Below are 12,193 nucleotides of genomic sequence, written 5' to 3'. Positions count from 1 at the left end.
GTGCATGTCGTACTCGCCGGCGGAGGAACCGCGGGCCACATCGAGCCCGCGCTCGCCCTCGCGGACGCCCTGCGCAGGCAGGACCCGACCGTGGGGATCACGGCCCTGGGCACGGAGCGGGGTCTTGAGACCAAGCTCGTTCCACAGCGCGGTTACGAGCTGGCGCTGATCCCGGCCGTACCGCTGCCGCGCAAGCCGACCCCCGAGCTGATCACCGTCCCGGGCCGGCTGCGCGGCACGATCAAGGCCGCCGAGCAGATCCTGGAGCGCACCAAGGCGGACGCGGTCGTCGGCTTCGGCGGCTACGTCGCCCTGCCCGGCTACCTCGCCGCCAAGCGCCTCGGTGTGCCGATCGTGATCCACGAGGCCAACGCCCGCCCGGGTCTCGCCAACAAGATCGGTTCGCGGTACGCCGCCCGGGTCGCCGTCTCCACCCCGGACAGCAAGCTGCGCGACGCCCGCTACATCGGCATTCCGCTGCGCCGCTCCATCGCCACCCTGGACCGGGCCGCCGTACGCCCCGAGGCCCGCGCGCTGTTCGGGCTCGACCCGAACCTGCCGACCCTGCTCGTCTCCGGCGGCTCGCAGGGCGCCCGGCGGCTGAACGAGGTCGTCCAGCAGGTCGCGCCCTGGCTCCAGCAGGCCGGGATCCAGATCCTGCACGCGGTCGGCCCGAAGAACGAACTGCCGCAGGTGCACCAGATGCCGGGAATGCCCCCGTACATCCCGGTAGGTTACCTGGACCGGATGGATCTCGCGTACGCCGCTGCCGACATGATGCTCTGCCGCGCGGGCGCGATGACCGTCGCCGAACTCTCCGCCGTCGGACTCCCGGCCGCCTATGTCCCGCTGCCCATCGGCAACGGCGAACAGCGGCTGAACGCCCAGCCGGTGGTCAAGGCCGGCGGCGGACTGCTGGTCGACGACGCGGAACTCACCCCCGAGTGGGTGCAGCAGAACGTCCTGCCCGTGCTCGCCGACCCGCACCGGCTGTACGAGATGTCCCGCGCCGCAAGCGAGTTCGGCCGCCGGGACGCCGACGACCTGCTCGTCGGCATGGTGTACGAGGCGATCGCCTCGCACCGACGCTAGGACCGTATGACGGAGGGCAGGCAGCGTGGCCGGATCGACGACCGCCGAGCGCGGTGAACGTCAGCAGCAGTCGTCCGGTCCGCCCCCTGCCCGGCGGGTGCGGCCACCACGGCTTCGTACGATCATCATCCTCGCCGTCGCGCTCGTGCTTCTCGGGGCGGGCGGCGTCTGGGTGTTGTACGGGTCGAGCTGGGTGCGCGTCGAGCGCGTGACCGTGTCGGGGACCCGGGTGCTGACGCCCGAGCAGGTGCGCGAGGCCGCCGACGTTCCGGTCGGATCGCCGTTGGTTTCCGTCGACACCGATGCCATCGAGGCGCGACTGAGGCGGAAACTGCCGCGAATTGACGTGGTGGACGTGGGCCGGTCCTGGCCCGATGGAATCGGGCTGAAAGTGACCGAGCGAACCCCGGTTCTGATTGTGCAAAAGGGCAAAAACTTCGTCGAAGTGGACGATGAAGGTGTCCGATTCGCCACGGTTTCCGAGGCCCCGAAAGGCGTTCCCGTGCTGGAATTGGCGCTCTCCCCGTCCGGTTCCTCCGCCGCGAGCCTGCGTCGCTTCGGCGAGGACCGGCTCGTGCGCGAGGCGGTCCGCGTCGCCGGTGCCGTTCCGGCCGCCGTCGCCCGCGACACCCGGACGGTCAAGGTCCGTTCCTACGACGACATCTCACTGGAGTTGGCCGACGGCCGGACCGTCGACTGGGGCAGCGCCGAGAAGGGAGCGGCGAAGGCTCGCACACTCCTCGCTCTGATGAAAGCCTCGCCGGACGCGCGGCACTTCGACGTCGGCGTTCCCACCGCCCCTGCGTCATCGGGGAGTTGACGCACATCCGCGCAGGTCAGCACCCTGGTTGGGCACTGCTATGGCTGATCACATAGGGTGAAAAGAAAAACGGGAGGTTCGGCGTGTTCGTTGAACGGGCGCCACTTGTCGACTTAGTGTCCTGTTCAGAAGATTCCAAGGAACGGACATACTGGTAACCCTAAACTTCAGGGTTAGGGTTCGGGTCGGCGAAACGGACCGTCCCATTCGGCATCAGTCGTCGGATCGCGGGCCAACCGCGAGGCGGCGACACGTAACTCGAGGCGAGAGGCCTTCGACGTGGCAGCACCGCAGAACTACCTCGCAGTCATCAAAGTCATCGGTGTCGGCGGCGGTGGTGTCAATGCCATCAACCGGATGATCGAGGTCGGTCTCAAGGGCGTCGAGTTCATCGCCATCAACACTGACGCACAGGCGCTGTTGATGAGCGACGCCGACGTCAAGCTCGACGTCGGCCGTGAACTCACCCGCGGACTCGGCGCCGGAGCCAACCCGGCCGTCGGCCGCAAGGCCGCCGAGGACCACCGCGAGGAGATCGAGGAGGTCCTCAAGGGGGCCGACATGGTCTTCGTGACAGCCGGTGAAGGCGGCGGCACCGGCACCGGCGGCGCGCCCGTCGTGGCCAACATCGCACGCTCGCTCGGCGCTCTCACCATCGGCGTGGTCACGCGCCCGTTCACCTTCGAGGGACGGCGCCGCGCCAACCAGGCCGAGGACGGCATCGCCGAGCTCCGCGAAGAGGTCGACACCCTCATCGTCATCCCGAACGACCGGCTGCTGTCCATCTCGGACCGCCAGGTCTCGGTGCTCGATGCCTTCAAGTCGGCCGACCAGGTCCTGCTCTCCGGTGTCCAGGGCATCACCGACCTCATCACCACGCCCGGTCTGATCAACCTCGACTTCGCCGACGTCAAGTCGGTCATGTCGGAGGCCGGTTCGGCCCTCATGGGCATCGGCTCGGCCCGCGGCGACGACCGCGCGGTGGCCGCGGCCGAGATGGCGATCTCCTCGCCGCTGCTGGAGGCGTCCATCGACGGCGCCCGCGGTGTGCTGCTCTCCATCTCCGGCGGCTCGGACCTCGGCCTGTTCGAGATCAACGAGGCCGCCCAGCTGGTGAGCGAGGCCGCCCACCCCGAGGCCAACATCATCTTCGGCGCGGTGATCGACGACGCCCTCGGCGACGAGGTCCGGGTCACCGTGATCGCGGCCGGCTTCGACGGGGGTCAGCCGCCGTCGAAGCGGGACAACATCCTCGGCTCGTCCTCGGCCAAGCGCGAGGAGCCCACTCCGGTACGGCAGACCGAGGGCCGTCCGTCCTTCGGCTCGCTCGGCAGCGTCACGCCGAAGGAGGAGCCGGCGCCCGCTCCCGAGCCGGCCGCCGACATCCAGGTCGGCCCGCCGGTCCCGCCGTCCCGGTCCTACTCGGACAGCGCGGCCGAGGAGCTGGACGTGCCGGACTTCCTGAAGTGATAGGACAGCGCGACACCGTGAGCGGCGCGCACTTCGCCTTCACCGACAGGTGGGGCGGGGTGAGCGCCGTTCCGTACGAGGAGCTCAACCTCGGCGCGGCGGTCGGCGACGACTCCGACGCCGTACGAACCAATCGCGAGCTGGCGGCCAAGTCGCTCGGACTCGACGCGGGCCGGGTCGTCTGGATGAACCAGGTGCACGGCAACGACGTCGTGGTGGTCGACCGGCCCCGGGGGGAGCATCCGGTGCCGAAGGTCGACGCGGTCGTCACCGCCGAGCGGGGTCTGGCCCTCGCCGTTCTCACCGCCGACTGCACGCCCGTCCTGCTCGCCGACCCGGTCGCCGGAGTCGTCGCCGCGGCCCACGCGGGCCGGCCCGGCATGGTCGCCGGAGTCGTGCCCGCCGCGCTACGCGCGATGATGGAACTGGGTGCCGAGCCGTCCCGGATCGTCGCCCGCACCGGGCCCGCCGTCTGCGGCCGGTGCTACGAGGTGCCCGAGGAGATGCGCGCCGAGGTGTCCGCGGTCGAGCCGGCGGCGTACGCCGAGACGAGCTGGGGTACGCCCGCGGTGGATGTGACCGCCGGAGTGCACGCGCAGCTCGACCGGCTCGGGGTGTGCGACCGGGAGCAGTCGCCGGTGTGCACGCGCGAGTCGGGCGACCACTTCTCGTACCGCCGCGACCGGACCACGGGCCGGCTCGCGGGCTATGTCTGGCTGGACTGATGGGGCATGACAGAACGTAAGGACGAACTCGCCGGAAACCTGGCGAAAGTCGAGGAGCGCATCGCCGCGGCGTGCGTGGCCGCCGGGCGTAAGCGCGAGGAGGTGACCCTGATCGTGGTCACCAAGACCTACCCCGCGAGCGATGTGCGGATCCTGTCGGAACTCGGTGTGCGCCATGTCGCCGAGAACAAGGACCAGGACGCGGCGCCCAAGGCGGCGGAGTGTTCGGATCTGCCCCTTACTTGGCACTTTGTCGGTCAGCTTCAGACCAACAAGGTGCGATCCGTGGTCGGTTATGCGGATGTCGTGCAGTCCGTCGATCGTTCCAAGCTGGTGACGGCCCTCTCCAGGGGGGCCGTACGGGTGGAGCGCGAGGTGGGCTGTCTCATCCAGGTCGCGCTCGACGCCGGTGAGCGCGAGCGAGGGGAGCGGGGTGGCGTAGCACCTGGCGGAATCGAAGAGTTGGCCGACCTTGTCACCGAGGCTCCTGGGCTGCGGCTCGACGGGCTGATGACGGTCGCACCTCTGACCGGAGAGTACGCGGGACGTGAACTGGCGGCGTTCGAGCGGTTGATGGATTTGTCGACCGACCTGCGCCGAGCCCATCCGGCTGCGAACATGGTCTCGGCAGGAATGAGTGCGGACCTCGAACAGGCCGTGGCGGCCGGAGCGACACATGTGCGCGTCGGCACTGCGGTACTCGGAGTCCGCCCGAGGCTCGGGTAACGTCGCCAGGAAGTCGGACCACAGCAGAAAATATGGTCATTACCGCTGAACAGCGGGCGTAACGACCTCGTGGATCGCGGGCACTTGGCAGTCGTCAGCCGATCCACCACAGAGCGGAGGACTCAGAGCATGGCCGGCGCGATGCGCAAGATGGCGGTCTACCTCGGCCTCGTGGAGGACGATGGGTACGACGGCCGCGGTTTCGACCCCGACGACGACTTCGAACCCGAACTCGATCCCGAGCCCGAGCGGGACCACCGACGGCATGAGCCGTCGCACCAGTCGCACGGTTCACATCAGTCCCAAAGGGACGAATCGGTACGAGTGGTGCAGCCATCGGTGCCGCGCGACCCGGTGCCCCACGCCGCTTCGCTGGGCGCGGAATCCGGGCGCCCGGCGCGAATCGCGCCCGTGGCATCCATCACACAAGAACGTCAAAGCCTGGAGAAGAACGCGCCGGTGATCATGCCCAAGGTCGTGTCGGAACGAGAGCCGTACCGGATCACCACGCTTCACCCGCGGACCTACAACGAGGCCCGTACCATCGGGGAACACTTCCGTGAGGGCACTCCGGTGATCATGAACTTGACTGAGATGGATGACACAGATGCCAAGCGACTTGTCGACTTTGCGGCGGGTTTGGTGTTTGGTCTTCACGGCAGCATCGAGCGGGTGACGCAGAAGGTGTTCCTGTTGTCGCCTGCTAACGTCGATGTCACGGCGGAGGACAAGGCCCGCATCGCAGAGGGCGGGTTCTTCAACCAGAGCTGAGACGCACAACCGGAAACAGCAGTACAGAACAGAGCAACACAACGCAGTACCGCAGCAGCACGGAACATGGGGAGAGGGAAGCAAGGGTCATGAGCGTGGTCCTGGATGTCGTCTATATCGCGCTGATGTGCTTCCTCATCGTGCTGATCTTCCGGTTGGTCATGGACTATGTCTTCCAGTTCGCCCGCTCGTGGCAACCCGGCAAGGCGATGGTGGTCGTTCTGGAGGCCACCTACACTGTCACTGATCCACCGCTCAAGCTTCTGCGGCGGTTCATTCCGCCGCTGCGTCTCGGGGGCGTGGCGCTCGACCTGTCCTTCTTCGTACTGATGATCATCGTCTACATCCTGATCTCGATCGTGAGCCGGCTGTGAGCGATGTGAACTACCGTCTTGCCGAATGCCGACGACTACGTTGAGGTGAAGAGATGCCGTTGACCCCCGAGGACGTGCGGAACAAGCAGTTCACGACCGTCCGCCTCCGAGAAGGCTATGACGAGGACGAGGTCGATGCCTTCCTCGATGAGGTCGAAGCCGAACTGACGCGCCTGCTCCGCGAGAACGAGGACCTGCGCGCCAAACTGGCCGCGGCCACGCGCGCTGCTGCCCAGAACCAGCAGAACATGCGCAAGCCTCCGGAGGGCCCCGGTCCGCAGGACCAGCAGCAGGGTGGCATGCCGCAGCAGGGTGGCATCCCGCAGCAGGGTGGTATGCCGCAGCAGGGTATGCGAGGTCCGGGCGCTCCGGTGCCCGCCGGCATATCGGGCCCGCCGCAGCAGCAGATGGGTGGCCCCATGGGTGGCCCGCCCCAGCTGCCCAGCGGCGCACCGCAGCTGCCCGCCGGTCCCGGCGGTCAGGGTGGCCCGCAGGGCCCCGGTCCGATGGGCCAGGGTCCCGGTCCGATGGGCCAGCCACCGATGCAGCAGCAGATGGGCGGTCCGATGGGCGGCCCCATGGGCGGCCCGATGGGCGGCCCCGGTCAGGGCCCCGGTGGCGACAGCGCCGCCCGTGTCCTCTCGCTGGCCCAGCAGACCGCCGACCAGGCGATCGCCGAGGCCCGTTCCGAGGCCAACAAGATCGTCGGCGAGGCGCGTTCGCGTGCCGAGGGGCTTGAGCGTGACGCTCGTGCCAAGGCCGACGCCCTTGAGCGGGACGCGCAGGAGAAGCACCGCGTCGCGATGGGCTCCCTGGAGTCCGCTCGCGCCACGCTGGAGCGCAAGGTCGAGGACCTGCGCGGCTTCGAGCGCGAGTACCGCACGCGTCTGAAGTCCTACCTGGAGTCGCAGCTGCGTCAGCTGGAGACCCAGGCCGACGACTCGCTGGCCCCGCCGCGCACTCCGGCCACCGCCTCGCTGCCGCCGTCCCCGGCGCCGTCGATGGCCCCGGCCGGTGCGAGCGCCCCGTCGTACGGCGGCAACCAGGGCATGGGCAGCGGTCCGGCTCCGGCCGGCCCCTCCTACGGCGGTCAGCAGCAGATGTCCCCGGCGATGACCCAGCCGATGGCTCCGGTCCGTCCGCAGGGTCCGTCCCCGATGGGTCAGGCTCCCTCGCCGATGCGTGGGTTCCTGATCGACGAGGACGACAACTGACGGCCAGTAGTACGCCTTAGGCGTCGGCAGCGTTCAAAGGGGCGGGCCCCGGATTTCGATCCGGGGCCCGCCCCTTTTACTCGCGTTGACAGCAGGAAAGGGCCCGGCCTCCGAACTGGAGACCGGGCCCTTCACATGCCTACGCCTTGCGCAGGCGGAACGTCAGGGACAGGCCCTCGTCCGTGAACGGGGTGCCGTAGCTGTCGTCCGCCTCGCCCTGGGCGAAGTCCGTCGCGAGGACTTCGTCGGCGATGAGCTCCGTGTGCCCCGACAGGGCCGCGACCGTCGCCGGGTCGGTCGAGAGCCACCGCAGCGCGATCCTGTCGGCCACGTCGAGGCCGCTGTTCTTGCGGGCCTCCTGGATCAGGCGGATCGCGTCACGGGCCAGGCCCGCGCGGCGCAGCTCCTCGGTGATCTCCAGGTCCAGGGCGACCGTAGCGCCCGAGTCGGACGCCACCGACCAGCCCTCGCGCGGGGTCTCGGTGATGATCACCTCGTCCGGGGCGAGGGTGATCGTCTCACCGTCGACCTCGACCGATGCCGTGCCGTCGCGCAGGGCCAGGGACAGCGCGGCCGCATCGGCCCCCGCGACGGCCTTCGCCACGTCCTGGACGCGCTTGCCGAACCGCTTGCCCAGGGCGCGGAAATTGGCCTTCGCGGTCGTGTCCACCAGGCTGCCGCCGACCTCGGAGAGGGACGCCAGCGACTCGACGTTCAGCTCCTCGGTGATCTGCGTGTGCAGCTCGGGGCTGAGGGAGCCGAAGCCGGTCGCCGCGACCAGTGCACGCTTCAGCGGCTGGCGGGTCTTGACGCCCGACTCCGCGCGCGTGGCACGGCCGAGCTCCACCAGGCGGCGCACCAGCACCATCTGCTTCGACAGCTCCGGGTCGATGGCGGTGAGGTCCGCCTCCGGCCACGCCGCCAGGTGCACCGACTCCGGGGCGCCCGGAGTGACCGGCACGATCAGGTCCTGCCAGACCCGCTCGGTGATGAACGGGGTCAGCGGGGCCATCAGCTTGGTCACCGTCTCGACGACCTCGTGCAGCGTGCGCAGCGCGGCCTTGTCGCCCTGCCAGAACCGGCGCCGCGAGCGGCGGACGTACCAGTTCGACAGATCGTCGACGAACGCCGAGAGCAGCTTGCCGGCGCGCTGGGTGTCGTACGCCTCCAGAGCCTGCGTCACCTGGTCGGTGAGCGCATGGAGTTCGGACAGCAGCCAGCGGTCCAGCAGCGGACGGTCGGCCGGGGCCGGGTCCGCGGCGGAGGGCGCCCAGTTCGACGTACGGGCGTACAGGGCCTGGAAGGCGACCGTGTTCCAGTACGTGAGCAGGGTCTTGCGGACGACCTCCTGGATCGTGCCGTGGCCCACGCGGCGGGCCGCCCACGGGGAGCCGCCGGCCGCCATGAACCAGCGGACCGCGTCGGCGCCGTGCTGGTCCATCAGTGGGATCGGCTGCAGGATGTTGCCCAGGTGCTTGGACATCTTGCGGCCGTCCTCGGCGAGGATGTGGCCGAGGCACACCACGTTCTCGTACGACGACTTGTCGAAGACCAGGGTGCCGACCGCCATCAGCGTGTAGAACCAGCCGCGGGTCTGGTCGATGGCCTCGCTGATGAACTGCGCCGGGTAGCGGGACTCGAACAGTTCCTTGTTCTTGTACGGGTAGCCCCACTGCGCGAACGGCATCGAGCCCGAGTCGTACCAGGCGTCGATGACCTCCGGCACGCGCGTGGCCGTCTTCGCGCAACTCGGGCAGTCGAAGGTGACGTCGTCGATGTACGGGCGGTGCGGGTCGAGGTCCGACTGGTCGGTGCCGGTCAGCTCGGTGAGCTCCGCGCGGGAGCCGACGACCGTGAGGTGGTCGTCCTCGCAGCGCCAGATCGGCAGCGGGGTGCCCCAGTAGCGGTTGCGGGACAGCGCCCAGTCGATGTTGTTGTTCAGCCAGTCACCGAAGCGGCCGTGCTTGACCGTGTCGGGGAACCAGTTGGTGTTCTCGTTCTCCTGGAGGAGACGGTCCTTCACGGCCGTGGTGCGGATGTACCAGGACGGCTGCGCGTAGTAGAGGAGCGCGGTGTGGCAGCGCCAGCAGTGCGGGTAGCTGTGCTCGTACGGGATGTGCTTGAACAGGAGGCCGCGCTGCTGGAGGTCCTCGGTGAGCTTTTCGTCCGCCTTCTTGAAGAAGACGCCGCCGACCAGGGGGACGTCCTCCTCGAAGGTGCCGTCCGGGCGGACGGGGTTGACGACCGGCAGACCGTAGGAGCGGCAGACCTTGAGGTCGTCCTCACCGAAGGCGGGGGACTGGTGGACCAGACCCGTACCGTCCTCGGTCGTGACGTAGTCGGCGTTGACGACGAAATGCGCCTCCGCCGGGAACTCGACCAGCTCGAAGGGGCGTTGATAGGTCCAGCGCTCCATCTCGGCGCCGGTGAACGTCTGGCCGGTGGTCTCCCAGCCCTCGCCGAGGGCCTTGGCGACCAGCGGTTCGGCGACGACGAGCTGCTCCTCGCCGTTGGTCGCCACGACATAGGTGACCTCGGGGTGGGCGGCGACCGCGGTGTTGGAGACCAGCGTCCAGGGCGTCGTCGTCCAGACCAGGAGCGCGGCCTGGCCGGCCAGCGGACCGGAGGTGAGCGGGAAACGGACGTACACGGACGGGTCGACGACCGTCTCGTAGCCCTGCGCCAGTTCGTGGTCGGACAGGCCGGTGCCGCAGCGCGGGCACCAGGGGGCGACCCGGTGGTCCTGGACCAGCAGGCCCTTGTTGAAGATCTCCTTCAGCGACCACCAGACGGACTCGATGTACTCGGGGTCCATCGTGACGTAGGCCTCTTCGAGGTCGACCCAGTAGCCCATGCGGGTCGTCAGCTCGGAGAAGGCGTCGGTGTGCCGCAGCACGGAGTCACGGCACTTGGCGTTGAACTCGGCGATGCCGTACGCCTCGATGTCCTTCTTGCCGCTGAAGCCGAGCTCCTTCTCCACCGCCAGCTCCACCGGGAGGCCGTGGCAGTCCCAGCCGGCCTTGCGGGCCACGTGGTAGCCGCGCATGGTGCGGAAGCGGGGGAAGACGTCCTTGAAGACGCGGGCCTCGATGTGGTGGGCGCCGGGCATGCCGTTGGCGGTCGGCGGGCCCTCGTAGAAGACCCACTCGGGGCGGCCCTCGGACTGCTCCAGGCTCTTGGCGAAGATCTTCTGCTCGCGCCAGAAATCGAGCACGGCGTGCTCAAGGGCGGGCAGGTCGACCTGGGCGGGTACCTGGCGGTACGTCGGCGTTGTCATCTGCGAGCTTCCTCCGGCGGACTTGCTGCCTTCCGTCCGGAGGGACGAGAGCTACGTCTGTCGTTACGCCGTCTTCGGCGCGCTCCCGCGGTACCACCCTCCTTGGCCCGCCGACGCTCTGTGTGCCTCGGTGAGCCCCCTCATTGGGGTCGCGATGCCGGTTCTACTGGCCCGCATGGGGCTTTCTTCCGGCGGCTCCGGGGTGATCTTCACGTCGCGCTCGCCCCCGGGCTTCCACCGTCCCCGGGTCGCTCTGGGCTGCGTACGCCGCTACTCGTCCCCATCCACGCTTCTCGCTGCGCCCAGTGTACGGCGCCGCGGGGACAGCGGCCGACCGGTTTTCCGGCGTCCGGGGGCGAGGGCCGGGTGTGGCCTGCGATGACCCGAATGGCGCGGTACGGGTGTTCGGATTCTGGGACGCCGAGGTCGGCGGATTACCCGGCGGGGAGCTGGGCAATACGCATGCAGGTCGGCCGCGCGGCATCCGCGAGGCGGGCGAATCGGGCGGTGTGCCCCATTGCCGCGGGACTCAAGTCGATTTATCGTCCCAGCACGATTCGCGAGCAAGATCACAATATGTGAAGGGGCCGCGGCCATGGTGGCGAAGAAGACCGCCGTACAGCAGTCGGCGTCCGGCAGGGCCACGAAAGCCTCCGGCGGTGCGGCCAAGGATGTGAGCGGGAAGAAGAGCACGCGCGGGGGGTCCACGAGGAGCTCCGGAGGGGCCGCGAAGCCGGTGAAGACCGTGCGGGGGCACGGCACCGAGGAGGGCGGGACCACGGCGGGCAAGAAGACCGCCGCGAAGAAGAGTGCGGCCAAGAAGACCGCCGCCAAGAAGGCGACGGCTTCGAGGGCGGCTCCCGCGAAGAAGGCGGCCGAGGAGGAGGCGGCGGTGAGACCGGCGGCCAAGAAGGCGGCCGCGAAGAAGACCGCGAAGAAGGAGACCGCGAAGAAGGCGGCGACGAAGAAGACGGCCGCCAAGAAGGCCGTAGCGAAGAAGACGGCGGCCAAGAAGGCCGTAGCGAAGAAGACCGCGGCCAAGGAGGCAGTGGCGAAGAAGGCTCCGGCCAAGAAGGCCGAGGCCAAGAAGGCTCCGGCCAAGAAAGCCGTGGCCAAGAAGAGCGCCGCCGAGAAGAAGAGCGCGGCCAAGAAGAGTACGGCCAAGAAGGCGGGCGCGGCCGAGGCCGCGGAGCAGACGGGAGCCACGACGGTGGTTGCGAAGAAGACTCCTGGCACGGCCACGGCGGCGAAGACCGCCGTTCCCAAGGCACGCGTCTCCGCGGCGGTGGAGCCGGGCGAGCTCGCGGTGCGCCCCGGTGAGGACCCCTGGACCCCGGGGGAGGTCGAGGAGGCGCGCGCCGAGCTGCTGTCCGAGGTGGAGCGGCTGCGGGCCGAGATCACCTCCTCCGAGCAGTCGCTCGCCGGTCTCATGCGGGACTCGGGGGACGGTGCCGGCGACGACCAGGCCGACACCGGCACGAAGAACATCACGCGGGAGCACGAGCTTGCGCTCGCCGCCAACGCGCGGGAGATGCTCATCCAGACCGAGCGCGCCCTGGAGCGGCTGGACTCGGGCACCTACGGGCTGTGCGAGAACTGCGGGAACCCCATCGGCAAGGCCCGTATGCAGGCCTTCCCGCGCGCGACGCTGTGCGTGGAGTGCAAGCAGAAGCAGGAACGCCGGTACTGAAGGCCCGGTCGGGCGTGCCGTACCCTCGTCCTCA

The 12,193-nt window shown here is 69.1% G+C and carries 10 protein-coding genes; 9 read left to right on the top strand and 1 reads right to left on the bottom strand.

Annotated elements, in window-relative coordinates; translation table 11 throughout:
* From murG to H4N64_RS23275, 8 genes are all read left to right on the top strand, one after another.
* Positions 1-1,092, top strand: coding sequence for an undecaprenyldiphospho-muramoylpentapeptide beta-N-acetylglucosaminyltransferase (gene murG / locus H4N64_RS23310; RefSeq protein ID WP_186284351.1), 1,092 nt, complete (start codon positions 1-3; stop codon positions 1,090-1,092).
* 25 nt (positions 1,093-1,117) lie between these two features.
* On the top strand, positions 1,118-1,912 hold the full coding sequence (gene ftsQ, locus H4N64_RS23305) for a cell division protein FtsQ (protein WP_186284350.1): 795 nt from the start codon (positions 1,118-1,120) through the stop codon (positions 1,910-1,912).
* 279 nt (positions 1,913-2,191) lie between these two features.
* Positions 2,192-3,382 (top strand): cell division protein FtsZ, encoded by a 1,191-nt coding sequence (ftsZ, locus tag H4N64_RS23300; RefSeq protein ID WP_186284349.1) that lies wholly within the window; start codon positions 2,192-2,194, stop codon positions 3,380-3,382.
* Positions 3,379-4,107, top strand: a complete 729-nt coding sequence (gene pgeF / locus H4N64_RS23295; RefSeq protein ID WP_186284348.1) for a peptidoglycan editing factor PgeF — start codon at positions 3,379-3,381, stop codon at positions 4,105-4,107. Before ftsZ ends, pgeF begins: the two co-directional genes overlap by 4 nt.
* A gap of 6 nt (positions 4,108-4,113) precedes the next feature.
* Positions 4,114-4,833, top strand: a complete 720-nt coding sequence (locus tag H4N64_RS23290) for a YggS family pyridoxal phosphate-dependent enzyme (RefSeq protein ID WP_186284347.1) — start codon at positions 4,114-4,116, stop codon at positions 4,831-4,833.
* A gap of 129 nt (positions 4,834-4,962) precedes the next feature.
* Positions 4,963-5,604 (top strand): cell division protein SepF, encoded by a 642-nt coding sequence (locus H4N64_RS23285; RefSeq protein WP_186284346.1) that lies wholly within the window; start codon positions 4,963-4,965, stop codon positions 5,602-5,604.
* A gap of 89 nt (positions 5,605-5,693) precedes the next feature.
* Positions 5,694-5,978, top strand: a complete 285-nt coding sequence (locus H4N64_RS23280; RefSeq protein ID WP_007448661.1) for a YggT family protein — start codon at positions 5,694-5,696, stop codon at positions 5,976-5,978.
* Between the two features lie 53 nt (positions 5,979-6,031).
* Positions 6,032-7,192, top strand: coding sequence for a DivIVA domain-containing protein (locus H4N64_RS23275; protein ID WP_186284345.1), 1,161 nt, complete (start codon positions 6,032-6,034; stop codon positions 7,190-7,192).
* Positions 7,193-7,331: 139 nt separating this feature from the next.
* Here H4N64_RS23275 and ileS read toward each other — a convergent pair whose 3' ends face one another.
* Positions 7,332-10,469 carry an isoleucine--tRNA ligase gene (gene ileS / locus H4N64_RS23270; RefSeq protein WP_186284344.1) on the bottom strand — a complete coding sequence of 1,046 codons (3,138 nt, stop codon included), beginning with the start codon at positions 10,467-10,469 and terminating at the stop codon, positions 7,332-7,334.
* A gap of 595 nt (positions 10,470-11,064) precedes the next feature.
* On the opposite strand from ileS, the gene H4N64_RS23265 reads away from it, so the two are divergent.
* On the top strand, positions 11,065-12,159 hold the full coding sequence (locus tag H4N64_RS23265) for a TraR/DksA family transcriptional regulator (protein WP_186284343.1): 1,095 nt from the start codon (positions 11,065-11,067) through the stop codon (positions 12,157-12,159).
* The last annotated feature ends 34 nt before the right edge of the window (positions 12,160-12,193 follow it).

This window comes from Streptomyces cupreus, from assembly GCF_014257025.1.
In the GTDB taxonomy this organism is placed as follows: Bacteria; Actinomycetota; Actinomycetes; order Streptomycetales; family Streptomycetaceae; genus Streptomyces; species Streptomyces cupreus.
Note: the sequence above shows the minus strand (reverse complement) of the source record. Positions and strands in the feature narration are given on the sequence as shown.

Coding starts and splice junctions, on each gene's coding strand:
- H4N64_RS23290 (WP_186284347.1), top strand. CDS start 4,114: ATGACAGAACGTAAGGACGAACTCGCCGGAAACCTGGCGAAAGTCGAG.
- ileS (WP_186284344.1), bottom strand. CDS start 10,469: ATGACAACGCCGACGTACCGCCAGGTACCCGCCCAGGTCGACCTGCCC.
- H4N64_RS23275 (WP_186284345.1), top strand. CDS start 6,032: ATGCCGTTGACCCCCGAGGACGTGCGGAACAAGCAGTTCACGACCGTC.
- H4N64_RS23285 (WP_186284346.1), top strand. CDS start 4,963: ATGGCCGGCGCGATGCGCAAGATGGCGGTCTACCTCGGCCTCGTGGAG.
- H4N64_RS23265 (WP_186284343.1), top strand. CDS start 11,065: ATGGTGGCGAAGAAGACCGCCGTACAGCAGTCGGCGTCCGGCAGGGCC.
- H4N64_RS23280 (WP_007448661.1), top strand. CDS start 5,694: ATGAGCGTGGTCCTGGATGTCGTCTATATCGCGCTGATGTGCTTCCTC.